The following is a 14,727-nucleotide window of genomic DNA, read 5'->3' as shown; positions in this document are numbered from 1 at the left end:
AAAAGCGAGATCGTCCTTCAGGAACGCCAAATTGTTGTGAATGAAGTAGTCCTGCTTTTTAGGACAGTTTTGCGGGCCGGTTGGGGGAGGGTTTCAAACACGCCATATAATTCGCATAAGCATAGTTATGTTAAGTAACTTTCCAGATATTTCCATCCTGCGTCACTCGCGATTCTGAGAGAAGCTTTTCAAGATGTGCCGCAACATTTCGTTCGGCGGCCATCGCAATATGCGGATCGGATTTCTTGTAAACTAAAGCGGCAGTGTTTTTGACTGTATCAGGGGTGTCCGCCAGGTGTGCAAGGATCTCCGCTTCCCGACGCATCCGGTTGGCGAGCAGCTTTTTGGCATAGGGTTGCGGATGCGGGAGAATCGGACCGTGTCCCGGCAGGCAAATCTTGTCATCACGTTCTATCAGCCGCTTAAGCTGAGCACAGTAATCATGCATGTTGCCGTCGGGCGGGCTTACGATTGAGCTGTTCCAACTCATAATATGATCGCCTGTAAACAAAACCCTGTCCGGTCGCGCAAAGCAAAGGTGATCGCTGGCATGGCCCGGTGTGTGCAGGACGGTAAGACCAGCGATTACCTCGCCGTCCTCTAGGAACGCGTCAGGTTGAAAGGCGTCGTCCGGAAATGCCTGCGACACATAAACGGGCAGACCGGTTCGCTCGCGCAATATCGGGGCTGCGCCGAAGTGATCAGAATGGTGATGAGTGACGAGAATACCGGCCGGATTGGGTCCCAAACTGTCGATAATCGCTTCGAGATGAAGGCTGTCTTCCACCGGACCGGGGTCGATAATGAACCGGCCCTCGGATGTATCGACGATATAGGTATTCGTACCATGATAGGTCATCTTTCCGGGATTGTTCGCGACAATCCTCTGGATGCCCTCTGCCACCTGTATACATTGTGCGCGAGGCGGTTCCGGCTCTGTGAAAAACATGCTGCTTTGTGTCATTGAATTCAAACACCTTTTGACAGTGCAAAACCCGGAAGACGCGACGCCGTCTTTTGCTTTTGTATAGCGATAGAAGGCTGGGGCTGGCGTCCAGCGCCGTGTTTCACCGGCGCTGGAACAATGCAGAGAAGCCCGGCAGTCAATCACGGCCCCAATTTTGGAAGCCTGTATACAGAGCCACTGCGATCGCCGCTTTTGTCAGATCCCCAAGAAGGAACGGGTAAAGCCCTGCGCTCAGCAAATTTTCGCCATAGCCGATAAAGCTACCCAACCAGACTAGCCCGGCGCAATACATCAGTATCGACCCAAAAAGGACCGCGACAGATGCCCTGAAGGCAGGCCGAAGTCCTTCCAGTGCTTGAACAATCCATCCAGCAGCCGCCGCTGCAAGTGCGAAGCCTAACAAGTATCCGCCTGTGGGACCGGCAATATACGCGAGTCCGGCCGGCGCCGGAGGCGTGCCTGCGAACACCGGAAGGCCAAACAGACCTTCGAGAAGGTATGCCACAACAACAAGACTACTGCGCACCGGCCCCAGGAAAAGGCCCAGAGCCAGGACAACCAGAGTTTGTGTAGACATCGGAACCGGGTAGAACGGCACCACGATTTTGGCGGATAGTGTCAGAAGAATTGTGCCGACGAGTATTATTGAGATCTCTCGGGTCAGTCTTGCAGCGGGTTGGCGTTGAGTAGTTTCCAAAGTCATCTGTTTCGTCCTTGCTTCTGTAGATCGTTGATTTGCTGGGTAGTAAGCTCACATGCGCTTGGCGACTTCTTCCAGCATGACCTCGCTCGCCCCGCCGCCAATCGCCTGAACACGCGCGTCGCGTGACATGCGTTCAACCGGGGTTTCGCGCATATAGCCCATACCGCCGTGAAACTGGACACAGTCGTAGAGCACGCTGTTCACCAGTTCGCCGCAATAGGCTTTGACCATCGAGACCTCTTTCACACAATCGCGGCCCGCTGCATCGAGGCCTGCGGCATGATAAACGAGCTGCCGTCCCGCCGCGATCCGCGTCTGGCAATCAGCAAGCCGCTGGCGCACCGTCTGCTTGTCCCACAAAACGCCGCCAAAGGCCTTGCGCTGTTTGACGTAATCCACGGTCATGTCGAGCGCGGATTGGGCCTCGGCGCAGGCCATGGCGCCCAGCACGATCCGCTCGTTCTGGAAGTTTTTCATTACCGAATAGAAACCGCGGTTGACCTCACCCAAAACGTTTTCGGCGGGGATACGGACATCTTCGAAGATCAGTTCGGCCGTGTCCGAGCACAGCCAGCCGGTTTTGTTCAGCGCCCGGCCGACTGAAAAACCCGGCGTGCCCTTTTCGACCGCGAACATGGTGATCCCGCGCGATCCCTTGGCATCGGGGTCGGTCTTGGCACCGACAAAGTAGAGATCGCCATGTACCCCATTGGTGATGAACATCTTGGTTCCGTTCAGCACCCAGTCTGACCCGTCCTGCACCGCGCGAGTGCGCATGCCCGCCACGTCCGACCCGGCACCCGGTTCGGTCACGGCCACAGCGGTGATCTTTTCACCCGATATGATCGACGGCATCCAGCGCGCCTTTTGTTCCGGGGTGCCTGCGTTTTCCAGATGCGGCGAGGCCATATCAGTATGGACCAGAACCGTGGCTGAAAACCCGCCGAAAGTGGAGCGCCCCACCTCTTCGGCCAAAACCACGCTGGACATCACGTCCAGCCCCGCGCCGCCATATTGCGCGTCATAGCGCATCCCCAGCACGCCGAGATCACCCATCCGGCGCAGAACGTCGCGGGGCACCATGCCTTCCTCTTCCCAAGGCGCTGCCTTGGCTGTCACTTCGGTCTCGATGAACCGGCGCAGCTGGCTGCGGATCATCTCGAGATCGTCGTTGAATGGGCTTGTCGCAGCGGTGAAATTTTCCAGTTTTGTCATGTCTCTTCCTCCGGATCGAGTTTTACAAGGGGGGCGTTCCCGGCGACAGTGTCGCCCTGAGCGCAATATATTTCGGCTACTACGCCCCCGACCGGGGCGCGCAGACTTTGCAGCAGCTTCATGGCTTCTAGCACCACCAGCGTATCACCGGCTTTGACCCGGTCTCCGGGCGCGACACGCACCTCGGCGACGGCGCCGGGCATGGGTGCCGTCAGCAGGTCAGCGCCGCCCGATCCGCCGCTGGCGCGGGCAAGGTGCTGATCTTCCAGACTGCGCAGGTCTGTTACGGACATTCCCGCAGGCGTCTGCAAATGCACCCGCCAGTGATTGCCACTGCGCTCAACATGGGCAACGCGCGAAAAGGGAACGCCGTCGATGCGCCCACTCAGACGGTCTCCGGTCAAAGTGACTGTTTCGGTTGTGATGCTCTGGCCGTAAGGCAATTTGGCGGTTAGCCCCGCTCCGGTTTGGGTCACGCGGATCGGATCTTCCTCGGATGCGTTCCAATAGAACGCAGCGCCGGGCAGTCCCGCACGGGCCGTGAGCCGCCAAGATCCAAGGCTGTCCCAAGGCGATGCGCCTGCCGGAGTGCGGTGCAGATGCAGCGCTATGGCGGCGAGGCACGCGTCCTCGGCTTTGGGCGTCGGTTCTGCCCAGCCATCCGGGAACAACTCGGCAAGGCCCGAGGTATGATGCCGGAAGGCATGAAAATCAGGATGGTTCAACAGCGCCCGCTGATAAGACAGGTTCAACCCGACGCCGCCCACCGCAAAGGCATCAATCGCAGCAATGGCCTGACGGATTGCCCCTGCCCTGTCCGGCGCATGGCTGATCAATTTGGCCAACATCGAATCGTAATGGTGGCTGACGATTGACCCAGCCGCGACGCCGCTATCGAGCCGTATGCCAGCAGGCGGCGCCCAAAGGGTGATCTTGCCGGTTTCGGGGCGGAAATTCTCGGCGGGGTTCTCGGCGGCGATGCGCACTTCGATGGCGTGGCCGTTAAACTGCACATCCGATTGCGCCAATGTCAGGGTCTCGCCCCGCGCGATACGCAACTGCCATTCGACCAGATCAATGCCAGTAATGGCCTCGGTCACCGGATGTTCCACCTGAAGGCGGGTGTTCATCTCAAGGAAGTAATACTCGCAGCGCTCGGAGTCATAAAGATACTCAACTGTCCCAGCGGACCGATAACCTATCGCCTGCGCCAGTCGCACAGATGCTGCGCGCATTTCGTCGCGAAGGGCCTCGGGAAGATCGGCCGCAGGGGCTTCTTCGATCAGCTTCTGATGATTGCGTTGAAGCGAACAGTCGCGGTCACCGAGGTGCAGGACATTGCCATGGCAGTCGCCGAACACTTGCACTTCGACATGCCGCGCACGAGGCGCGTAGCGCTCAAGGAATACTGCGGGATCGCCGAAGGCGCCTTGCGCTTCGGCCCGGGCAGATGCGATTGCTTCAGACGCGCCGCTCAGATCAGAAACAAGACGCATGCCGCGCCCGCCCCCACCGGCGCTGGCCTTAACCAGAAACGGGGTGCCAAGCATGCGCGCCTCTTCCAGCAATCGTGCGTCGGACTGATCTTCGCCGCGATAGCCGGGCAGCACAGGAACTCCCGCATCCTCGGCGGCGGCCTTGGCTTCGATCTTGCTTCCCATCCGTGCGATTGCAGCGGCAGAAGGCCCGATGAACACAAGGCCCGCCGCCTCGACCGCTGCGGCGAAACCGGCATTTTCCGACAAGAAGCCATAGCCCGGATGCACTGCCCCTGCGCCGGTCGCGCGCGCGGCGTCCAGAATGGCCTCGACGTTCAGATAGCTGTCCGCAGGCGCGGCCCCGCCGATACAGACGGCGTGATCGGCCTCCGCCACGAAGGGCGCTTCGCGGTCTGCATCCGAAAACACTGCCACGCTTTCCAATCCCAACTTGTGGCACCCGCGCTGGATGCGCCGGGCAATCTCGCCCCGGTTGGCAATCAGAACGCGGGTGAAGCTCATTTCACCCGCCATGACGGAATGTCCTTGTTAATGAAGCTGTTGATGCCCTCGATACCTTCCTCAGTCTCCCACGCATCGGCTAGCCGGTCGGCGGTGTAGATCATATTGGTCTCCAGATCGTGCGATGCGACATAGGCGATCAGCGCCTTGGTATCGGCCACTGCACCCGGCGCAGCCTGAAGGTGATCGTGCACCACACGGTCCACCGCGGCGTCCAGACCGTCGGGCGCGACAACTTCCGTCAATAGTCCAATCCTCTCGGCGCGGGCCGTGTCGAACAACGCGCCCGACAGCATGGTTTCACGCGAATGCACCTTGCCGATGCGGGCCACCACGTAAGGCGATATATTCGCGGGCAGCAGGCCCAGTTTGACCTCGGTTAGACCGAAGCGCGCGCCTTCGGCACCGATGGTGTAGTCGCAGACCGAGATCATACCGACACCGCCACCATAGGCTGGGCCGTTGATCCGCCCGATCAAGGGCTTGGGCAGCGTGTCAAGACGGCGCAAAAGCCGTGCCAAGGTAGCGCTTTGTTCGACCCGCTCGGCGCGGCTTTTCTCGACATTCGAAGCGAACCAGTTGAAATCGCCGCCTGCGCAGAAGCTTTTTCCTATGCCGGTCAGGACCACGATCCGCACACTTTCATCCGCGGCCAACTTCTGGGCCGCGTCGTAAAGCTCGGCGATCAGGGTGCCGTTCAGGGCGTTGTGCTTGTCCGGGCGGTTGAGCGCGACAGTGGCAACTCCTCGCGCATCGGTTTCGACAACGATGGTTTGATAAGTGGTCGTCATGGCGTCGGCCTCACATTCTGAAAACAGGGGTATGACGACCGGCTTCGGGCACCGATGTCACAATGGCCAGACACAGGCCAAGGATATCGCGGGTTTGCGCGGGTTCGATCAGCCCGTCATCCCAAAGCCGCGAGGTGGCATAATAGGGATCGGATTGTTCACCATACTGGGCGCGCACCTGCTCTTCGATCAGCTTCATGTCGGCCTCCATCTTGTCTGGGTTACCCCCCTTCTGGCGGCGCAGTTCCAGCATCACATTGGTGGCGATGTCGGCGGACATGGTGGCCAATTCTGCCGTTGGCCAGGCAAAGAGAAAATTCGGAGCGAAACCCCGTCCACACATGCCGTAATTTCCCGCCCCGTATGAGCCCCCCAGCAAAACCGACAGGCGCGGCACCTTGGCCACCGACATGGCATACACCAGCTTGGCACTGTTTTTGGCGATGCCGCCGCGCTCGGCTTCGGTGCCGACCATGAAGCCCGAGATGTTGTGCAGGAACAAAAGCGGGATGTTACGTTGATCGCACATCGAAACGAATTGCGCACCCTTGAGCGAACTGTCGGACAGAAGCGCTCCATTATTGGCCAGAATGCCTACTCGATAGCCGTGGATGCGCGCGGTGCCACAGACCAGCGTGTCGCCCCATCCGGGCTTGAATTCTCGGAACTCGCCAGCGTCGATCATGCGCAGCAGAACTTCTCGCATGTCATAGGGCTGTTTGCGATCAGCGCTGATCACGCCAAGCAGTTCGGAGGGATCGTGGGCGGGCGCTTCGGGGGTCTGGTCCGGTCGCATCGGGCGCGACTGGCCAAGCTCGGCCACGATGTCGCGCATCAGCGCGAGCGCATGGTACTCGTCCTCGGCCAAATGATCAGACACACCCGATACGCGCGAATGCATCTCAGCCCCGCCCAACGTTTCGCCATCGACCTCTTCATTGATTGCCACCTTGACGATTGAGGGACCGCCCAGATGGATGCGCGCGTTGCCCCGCACCATGATGACTTCGTCCGACAGGGCGGGGATATAAGCACCACCGGCCGTGCAACCACCAAAGACCGCTGAGATCTGCGGCAGGCCGCTCGCTGACATGTTGGTCTGGCGATAGAAGGAATTACCGAAATGGCGAGCATCGGGAAAAACCCGGTCCTGCTCTGGCAGATAGGCACCGCCGCAATCCACCAGATAGAGGCAGGGCAACCGGTTCTCGGCTGCGATTTCCTGGGCGCGAATGTGTTTTTGGACGGTCTCGTGGTAAAACGAGCCGCCTTTCACCGTAGCATCGTTGGCGATCACAATGCAGGGCAACCCATGGATAACGCCGATGCCGGTCACGATCCCCGCGCCAGGCACCTCATCCCCATATTGCCCGTAGGCCGCGAGCGACGACAGTTCCATGAACGCAGTTCCTGGGTCCACCAGCAAGTCGATCCGTTCACGCACCAGAAGCTTGCCACGTTTGCGGTGACGTTCAACCATGTCGGGGCGTCCGCCCGACGTAGCCCCTGCGATCCGCGTGCGCAGCGTGTCAACCCTCTCGCTTTGTGCTGCATGGTTGCGGACGTAGGTTTCCGATGCGGTCAGCACTGTTGTTTCGAGACGTGCCATGGTTCAGACCTTCCGTTTTTCGAGCATTCCGTTGAGAAAAACATCGGCATAGGCAGAGGCCAGTGCATCGACGCCGCCACGAGAGGGGTCGAACCATTCAAGCGTGGCGTTCAGTGCACCGATAAGCATCAGGCGCAATCGGCGAACATCGACATCGGCCCTCAACTCACCGTGCTTTTGCAACCGTGCTAGCAGATCGTCCCACTCGTTCTCATAGGCACGGCGCGCGGGCAAATTCGCGTCGCGTACCGATTGTGGAACCTGCCCGAAGATCCGCACGTTGGCCGAGGAATAGTCACTCACATCCAGAAGTGCGCGAAGATGCGCACTGATGGCCGCGCGCAAGACAACCGAGGCTCCGGCGGTATCGGCTTGTTCCGCGACCGCCCGACGCATGTTCTTGTGAACGGCCCAGATGCCTTCATCCAGAATGGCCACCACTATTTCGTCCTTAGACCCGAAATGGTAATAGATGCTTCCTGCTTTGATCCCTGCAGCATCAGCTATCTTTCTAAGAGAGACAGACCCATAGCCATGGTCCCGGAAAAGTCGGGCGGCAACGTCAAGCACCCCTTTGCGGCCAACAGGGCTTCGGGGCGTTTCGATCTCTTTACTAGTGACCGCTGCATCTGTCATCGTATCCAGTCAATCTCATACATAACTAACACTTGTTAGGTTGCCGATTCCAGAGTGTCAATCTGAAAAAGTACGGTTGATCCGGCATCCGCGAAAATACAGGCGGGTGACCGAAACTCGCTCACCCGCCTTTGCTGATCTTGTTGTCCGGCCCTCTGGCAAGGGGCTGAACCGATTGTATTCAGATCGTGAAGCCGCCGCCGCAGATGATGTGCTGGCCCGAGATGAAGTTCGATTCGGGTGAGCAGAACAGATAGACAGCACCAGCAGCCTCTTCTGGAGTACCGACCCGGCCCAGTGGGATCATGCGCTCCATCTGGGACAGAAGATCAGGGTTGACGCCGACCTTGATCTCTTTTTCCTCGACCTTGATCGTGCTCTCGCCGTCCGCGCTGCCTTCGGTCAGGCGGGTGCGGATCGGGCCAAAGGCCACGGCATTGACGTTGACCTTGTAGCGGCCCCATTCCTTGGCCATCGTCCGGGTGACACCCAGTATGCCGGCCTTGGCGGCCGAATAGTTGATCTGCCCCGCGTTACCGCCAGTGCCAGCGATTGACGAAATGTTCACCACTTTGCGGAACACTTCCTTTCCGGCGGCGGCTTCTTCCTTGGACTTGGCACTTATCACAGGCTGGGCGGCGCGCAGGATCTTGAAAGGTGCCGTTAGGTGGACGTCAATGATCGCCTGCCACTGTTCGTCGGACATCTTCTGAACGACGCTGTCCCAAGTGTAGCCTGCGTTGTTCACGATGATATCGAGCCCGCCGAAGCTATCCATGCCGGTCTTGATGAATCGTTCGGCGAATCCGTCCTCGGTCACACTACCGGCACACACCACGGCCTCGGCTCCCATTGCGCGCAACGCCTCGGCGGTTTCATTGGCCGGGTCAGCGTCCAGATCGTTGATCACGACACGCGCCCCTTCCGAGGCCAGTTTGAGTGCGATTTCGCGGCCAATACCCCGGCCCGAACCCGAGACCAAGGCGACCTTCCCGTCGAGTTTTCCTGTCATAAAGTTTTCTCCTGAAAGGTTCTGTTCACGCTTTTTCATAAAGCGTGGTGACGCAGGCCCCGCCGAGGCCCAGATTGTGCTGAAGCGCCAAGCGTGCGCCATCAACCTGGCGCGCATCGGCCTGGCCGCGAAGCTGCTGCACAAGCTCGGTACATTGCGCCAGGCCGGTGGCGCCAAGTGGATGTCCTTTGGACAACAGACCGCCCGACGGGTTGGTCACGTATTTTCCGCCGTAAGTGTTGTCACCATCATCAACGAATTTTGCTGCTTCGCCGCGACCGCAAAGGCCAAGTGCCTCGTAAGTGATAAGCTCGTTATGGGCGAAACAGTCGTGCAATTCGACCACATCCACGTCTTCTGGCCCGACGCCCGCGGCCTCGTAGACCTGATCGGCGGCGCGCTTGGCCATCGAAAAGCCCACCACTTCGCGCATATCATGTGCTTCGAAAGTTTCCATGCCATCCGTTGTCATTGCCTGCGCCGCAATCCGAACGGAACTGTCCAGTCCGTGCTTGTCGGCGAATTCCTTGGAACAGATGATTGCCGCCGCTGCGCCGCAGGTTGGCGGACAGGCCATGAGCTTGGTCATCACGCCCGGCCAGACGACCTGTGCTGCCATGACGTCTTCAGCTGTCACTTCCTGCCGGAACAGGGCCACCGGATTCTTCGCTGCATGTCGGCTGGCCTTGGCGCGAATCTTGGCGAAAGTCTCAAGGGGGGTGCCGAACTCGTCCATATGCGCTTTGCCCGCACCACCGAAGTATCGCAACGCCAGCGGGATGTCCGAGCTGCCTACCAGTATGTCGGTTTCTTCGTCGAAGGCCGCAAACGGGCTTACCCGATCATGGAACATCGCACCGATTGCGCCGGGCTGCATCTGCTCGAACCCAAGTGCCAGAGCACAATCAACCGCGCCGCTTTCAACTGCCTGCCGGGCCAGGAACAAGGCAGACGAACCGGTCGAGCAGTTGTTGTTCACATTCAAAATCGGGATGCCGGTCATTCCAACATGGTACAAGGCGCGCTGACCGCAGGTGCTGTCGCCATAGACATAACCCACATAGGCCTGTTGAATTTTTCTATAATCCAACCCTGCGTCCGCCAGAGCGGAGCGGGTCGCAGCCGCCGCCATTACGTCATAGCTTTCGGATTTTCCAGGCTTCTGGAACGGCACCATCCCGACGCCGGCGACATAAGCTTTGTCTTTCATCTCTCTCTCCCAATTTTAATCTGGCTGTTGCAAAGCTGCGCCATACCATTTTCTACCATTTGTTAGAATTAAACTCCTGAGCCCATCAACTGTCAACACTGTAAGGCCGTGACGTAGGGTGCTTGCCCCTTTTTCTAACATATGTTCTTTTATTTGAATGTGGGTAATGGAAGGCAGCGCATTTCGGACCTTCGGTTGCCAGCATGACTGTCCATGAACGTTTGGTGACTGTTTTCTTAAACCAGCGACATGCAGACTGCGAAAGGAAGCGAGAATGGCGTACTGTTATGAATTCAAAGGGTTTATACCCGTTGTGCCCGAGGACACATATGTCCATCCTCAGGCCGTCCTTATCGGAAATGTCATCCTGGGGCATGGGTGCTACATCGGACCCGGGGCAAGCCTGCGAGGCGACTTTGGCAAGATCGTGATCGGTGATGGCGCCAATGTGCAGGACAACTGCATCATCCATTCTTTTCCCGGGCGCGACGCAGTGGTCGAATCCGACGGTCATATCGGCCACGGTGCGATCCTGCACGGTTGTATTGTGGGCCGGAACGCTTTGGTCGGGATGAATGCTGTTATCATGGATGGTGTAGAACTAGGGGCGGAATCAATCGTCGGCGCACAAGCTTTTGTACGAGGCGAAACCGTGATTCCGCCGCGTTCGATGGTGGTCGGATCGCCAGCCAAGGTGATCCGCGGCGTCAGCGAGAAGGAAGTCGCTTGGAAGACACGCGGGACGGCGGAATACCAGAAACTCGCGCGTGACTGTCTGGCCGGATTGATGCCCGTCGAGCCGCTGAAGATGGTCGAAGCCGACCGGCCCGAGGTGGCAGCCTCTGACGTCGTTTCGATTCAGGAGGCGCGGCAGACGTCGTCCTGACCTGTCCGGGCACCGGACTGCGGCGGCGAACTTCGCATTGCGAAAGCGCCAGATGGAAAGACCTTGACGCGGGACGGCACCCCCTAAATCGGTGCGCCGTCCCGCAAGCAGTTACAGCCGGAAGATCCCGTAGTGTGGTTCCTCGATCGGTGCATTGAGCGAGGCGGAAATCGACATGCCAAGCGCGTTGCGTGTGTCCGCCGGATCGAGGATGCCATCATCCCACAGTTCCGAGGTGGAGGTATAGGCTTCGACATCGCGCTTGTATTTTTCCAGCACCGGTTCACGGATTGCGGCGATTTCTTCTTCTGTCAGCTCTTTGCCTTCACGCTGAAGCTGCCGGATCTTGACGTCCGCCATGGTATTAGCGGCCTGATCCGCCCCCATCACGCCGATCTCGGCTTGCGGCCACATAAACAGCGTGCGCGCATCCCAGGCCCGCCCGCACATGCCGTAATTGCCTGCCCCGTACGAGGCATTGGCGATCACGGTAAACTTCGGTACGACCGAACCGCCCTGCGCCATCAGCATCTTGGCACCGTCCTTGGCGATGCCGCGTTCTTCGTATTCGCGGCCCACCATATAGCCAGTGATGTTCTGAAAGAAGACCAGAGGTGTGCGGTTCTGATTGCAAAGCTGCATGAAATGCGCCGCCTTCAGCGAGCTGTCGTTGAACAACACCCCGTTGTTGGCAAGGATGCCAACCTTGTAACCCCAGATATGAGCAAAGCCGCAAACCATCGTGGTGCCATAGTCGGGCTGGTATTCGTGAAAGCGCGAGCCATCGACGATCCGCGCCAGAACCTCGCGCATATCAAACTGGGTTTTCCGGTCCTTGGGGATGATCCCATAAAGCTCCTTGGGGTCGTAGTATGGCTCTTCAAAAGCGGCGGTTTCGATGATCGTTTTCGGGGTGCGCTTCCATTGGCTGACAATCTCGCGCGCCAGTGAAAAGGCGTGCTGTTCAGTGGCGGCTCGGTAGTCGCCGGTTCCCGAAACCGAGGTATGCATAACCGCCCCACCAAGTTCCTGAACACCGACCTCTTCGCCGGTGGCCGCCTTGACCAGCGGGGGACCGCCAAGGAAAATCGCCCCAGTGCCTTCGATGATGATGTTGTAATCGCTCAGCGTAGGTACATAGGCACCGCCTGCGGTGCAATGCCCGCCGACCACCGCGATTTGCGGAATGTTGGCTTGGCTCAGCTTGACCTGGTTGCGGAACACTCGTCCGCCCAGATAGCGGTCGGGAAAGACGCCATGCTGCAATGGCAGAAAGCCGCCAGCGCTGTCGCAGATATGGACAACCGGCAAGCGATTTTCCAGCGCCACATCCAAAAGCCGCACGACCTTTTTGACGGTATGTGGATACCAAGCCCCGCCCTTGACGCTCGCGTCATTGGCGTGGATGGCGACCTCGCGGCCCTGCACAATACCGATGCCCGTCACCACAGCGGCGCCAGGCACGGTGCCGTCGTATTCGCGACAAGCGGCAAGTGTGGAAAACTCCAAAAAGGGCGTGCCGGGGTCCAGTAGTAGTTTCAACCGCTCGCGCACGCCCAGTTTGTTTTGGCGGGCAAGGCGATCAATATCGCGTTGCGGGCGTTCGAAACGCGCCGCTTGCTGGCGGGCGTGAAACTCTTTCAGTCGCTCGGACATGGCGGCATAGTTTGCCTTGTAGTCGGCGGCGTTGGTGTCGATCAGACTTTCAATCCGGCGCATTCTCACTCCTCCTCCGGGGCCAATTGGGCCAGGATGTCTTTCAGCCTGAAACTGTCGCCTTCGGCGAATGGCATTTCAGCAACGACCCCGTCACGTGGCGCCGTCAGTGTGGTTTCAAGCTTCATGCTTTCGATAACCAAAAGCGGCTGGCCTTCTGCAACTGTATCGCCGGGTTTGACCGCGACCGACACCACGACGCCGGGCATAGGCGCGACCAACCGATCATCGCTTGCGCCCTTGTCGCGTCCGGCCAGACGTTCGTCGGGGTCAATGCGTCGGATTTCGTGGGTCCGGCCGTTCATGTGCACAAAAGTTGCATCCGGTCCCACCGCCAATCGCAGTTCGCGCACAACACCCTTGGCACGCAACGTATAACCGCCCGGCAGAGCCGTCGGGTTCAATTCGCAGGCAACAGAACCATCGGGTGTATTCAATACGAAGCGGCTGCCATCATGGCCCAGCCAGCATTCGGTCTCTTCTCCGTCGATCTGAAAAATCCGTTGCATCAGTTTCTCCACCCGCCCATCTTGCGGTACATTTCCGGTATCTGCATTACGTCGCCCACCAATCGTTCATCTGATAAGGCCGCTGCCGCCATCAGTAGCTCAGAGATGTCCTCAGCCGGAGCGGTCAGCGTTTCGGATTGTTCAGCAAGGAACCCGGTTGAAACGTTACCTGCGGCAAAATCTGGATGTGCAAGGATTGCATCTAGGTATCCGGTGTTGGTCGTCACCCCGAGAACCACATAGTTTTGCACCGCTTGCCGCGCACGGGCGATGGCCTCTACGCGGTCGCGGCCATGCACGATCAGCTTAGACAGCATCGGGTCAAAATCGGTGGTCACCTTGCCGCCGTCCAGAATGCCGCTGTCCACGCGCACGCCGGGGCCGGAGGGTTCATCCAGCAGCAGGATATCCCCGATCGAGGGGCGAAAATCGGCCGTCGCGTCTTCGGCACAGATGCGTAGTTCGATCGAATGGCCAGTCTGGGGAATATTCGCCTGCGTCGCGCTCAGCCCCTCACCTGCCGCGATGCGTAGTTGCTCTGCGACCAGATCGAAGCCAGTCACCAGTTCGGTCACCGGATGTTCGACCTGAAGGCGGGTGTTCATTTCGAGGAAGTAAAAGGCCCCGTCCTGCGCATAAATGAATTCGACGGTCCCTGCTCCGCGGTATTTGACGGCGCGGGCAATCCCTGCAGCGGTTTCACAGATCTCGTCCCGCTGTTCTGGGGTCAGCGCCGGTGACGGCGTTTCTTCGATAATCTTCTGGAACCGGCGCTGGATCGAACATTCGCGTTCCCAGAAATGGACCACGTTACCCTGCCCGTCGCCCATCACCTGCACCTCGATATGACGCGGGCGTTCGATGTAGCGTTCGACAAACAGCCGGCCATCGCCAAAATAACGGATGCCTTCGCGACGTGCCGTTTCGATTTCGGTTTCCAACGTGCTGTCTTCGCGCACAATGCGCATACCTTTGCCGCCGCCGCCAGCCGAGGGCTTGATCAGCAGAGGGTAGCCCACCGTGCGGGCGCGTTCGACAAAACTCGCCGGATCGTCATCTTCGATCGCCGAGGGCGCGACGGGAAACCCGCGTTCTTCGACAAAGCCGCGGGCGCGGACCTTGTCGCCCATCAGGGCGATGACCTCAGAGGTCGGGCCGACAAATGTCACACCGGCCTTTTCCAGCGCCGCGACGAAGGCCGCATTCTCTGACAGAAAGCCGTAGCCGGGATGCACCGCGTCGGCGCCGATTTTCTTTGCAGCCTCGACAATCTGCGGAATATCGAGATAGGCGGCCACAGGCGTTGGCCCTTCGATGGTCACAATCTCGTCGGCAATCAGATGGGCGGGGCCCTCTTGCTCCGATTCATGGCGCAAGACCGCCGTTGCAAGGCCGCGTGCCTTGGCGGTTCGCAACACGCGCGCTGCGATTTCGCCGCGGTTTGCAACCAGGAGTTTTGAAATGGTCATTGTC

The 14,727-nt window shown here is 59.0% G+C and carries 13 protein-coding genes and 1 pseudogene; 1 reads left to right on the top strand and 13 read right to left on the bottom strand.

The features are described from left to right. Positions 1-130: 130 nt before the first annotated feature. The 10 genes and pseudogenes from K7H22_RS16770 to K7H22_RS16725 all read right to left on the bottom strand — a co-directional run bounded on the left by K7H22_RS16770 (position 131) and on the right by K7H22_RS16725 (position 10,143). Positions 131-964, bottom strand: coding sequence for an MBL fold metallo-hydrolase (locus tag K7H22_RS16770; protein WP_230802036.1), 834 nt, complete (start codon positions 962-964; stop codon positions 131-133). Between the two features lie 139 nt (positions 965-1,103). After that, positions 1,104-1,670, bottom strand: a complete 567-nt coding sequence (locus tag K7H22_RS16765) for a biotin transporter BioY (RefSeq protein WP_230802035.1) — start codon at positions 1,668-1,670, stop codon at positions 1,104-1,106. A 48-nt stretch (positions 1,671-1,718) separates the two neighbouring features. Beyond that, the gene (locus tag K7H22_RS16760; protein WP_230802034.1) at positions 1,719-2,885 is read right to left on the bottom strand and encodes an acyl-CoA dehydrogenase family protein; all 1,167 of its coding nucleotides are present in this window, start codon (positions 2,883-2,885) and stop codon (positions 1,719-1,721) included. After that, entirely contained in the window at positions 2,882-4,897 is a 2,016-nt protein-coding gene (locus K7H22_RS16755; protein ID WP_230802033.1) for a biotin carboxylase N-terminal domain-containing protein, read from the bottom strand. The genes K7H22_RS16760 and K7H22_RS16755 overlap by 4 nt, the downstream gene beginning before the upstream one ends. Next, positions 4,882-5,676, bottom strand: a complete 795-nt coding sequence (locus tag K7H22_RS16750) for a crotonase/enoyl-CoA hydratase family protein (protein ID WP_230802032.1) — start codon at positions 5,674-5,676, stop codon at positions 4,882-4,884. Before K7H22_RS16750 ends, K7H22_RS16755 begins: the two co-directional genes overlap by 16 nt. 10 nt (positions 5,677-5,686) lie before the next feature. Beyond that, positions 5,687-7,285, bottom strand: a complete 1,599-nt coding sequence (locus K7H22_RS16745) for an acyl-CoA carboxylase subunit beta (RefSeq protein ID WP_230802031.1) — start codon at positions 7,283-7,285, stop codon at positions 5,687-5,689. A gap of 3 nt (positions 7,286-7,288) precedes the next feature. Then, positions 7,289-7,723: a hypothetical protein gene (locus K7H22_RS16740; RefSeq protein WP_230802072.1), complete on the bottom strand. Its 435-nt coding sequence runs from the start codon at positions 7,721-7,723 to the stop codon at positions 7,289-7,291. 3 nt (positions 7,724-7,726) lie between these two features. Beyond that, a pseudogene (locus tag K7H22_RS16735) lies at positions 7,727-7,921 on the bottom strand (TetR/AcrR family transcriptional regulator); the annotation flags it as partial. A gap of 181 nt (positions 7,922-8,102) precedes the next feature. Then, entirely contained in the window at positions 8,103-8,933 is an 831-nt protein-coding gene (locus K7H22_RS16730) for an SDR family NAD(P)-dependent oxidoreductase (RefSeq protein ID WP_230802030.1), read from the bottom strand. Positions 8,934-8,958: 25 nt separating this feature from the next. Continuing rightward, complete coding sequence (locus K7H22_RS16725; RefSeq protein WP_230802029.1) at positions 8,959-10,143, bottom strand: lipid-transfer protein; 1,185 nt, start codon at positions 10,141-10,143, stop codon at positions 8,959-8,961. Positions 10,144-10,417: 274 nt separating this feature from the next. On the opposite strand from K7H22_RS16725, the gene K7H22_RS16720 reads away from it, so the two are divergent. Beyond that, positions 10,418-11,029, top strand: coding sequence for a transferase hexapeptide repeat family protein (locus K7H22_RS16720; RefSeq protein ID WP_230802028.1), 612 nt, complete (start codon positions 10,418-10,420; stop codon positions 11,027-11,029). A gap of 111 nt (positions 11,030-11,140) precedes the next feature. Here K7H22_RS16720 and K7H22_RS16715 read toward each other — a convergent pair whose 3' ends face one another. Genes K7H22_RS16715 through K7H22_RS16705 form a run of 3 tightly spaced genes read right to left on the bottom strand, consistent with a single transcriptional unit; the run spans position 11,141 to position 14,723 of the window. Then, complete coding sequence (locus tag K7H22_RS16715) at positions 11,141-12,748, bottom strand: acyl-CoA carboxylase subunit beta (RefSeq protein ID WP_230802027.1); 1,608 nt, start codon at positions 12,746-12,748, stop codon at positions 11,141-11,143. Positions 12,749-12,750: 2 nt separating this feature from the next. Then, the gene (locus tag K7H22_RS16710) at positions 12,751-13,254 is read right to left on the bottom strand and encodes an acetyl-CoA carboxylase biotin carboxyl carrier protein subunit (protein WP_230802026.1); all 504 of its coding nucleotides are present in this window, start codon (positions 13,252-13,254) and stop codon (positions 12,751-12,753) included. Next, the gene (locus tag K7H22_RS16705; RefSeq protein ID WP_230802025.1) at positions 13,254-14,723 is read right to left on the bottom strand and encodes an acetyl-CoA carboxylase biotin carboxylase subunit; all 1,470 of its coding nucleotides are present in this window, start codon (positions 14,721-14,723) and stop codon (positions 13,254-13,256) included. The genes K7H22_RS16710 and K7H22_RS16705 overlap by 1 nt, the downstream gene beginning before the upstream one ends. Between the last annotated feature and the right edge of the window lie 4 nt (positions 14,724-14,727).

It is taken from the genome of Seohaeicola saemankumensis (assembly GCF_021021435.1).
In the GTDB taxonomy this organism is placed as follows: Bacteria; Pseudomonadota; Alphaproteobacteria; order Rhodobacterales; family Rhodobacteraceae; genus Seohaeicola.
The sequence above is the reverse complement of the archived record's forward strand: the minus strand, read 5'-3'. Positions and strand labels throughout refer to the sequence as shown.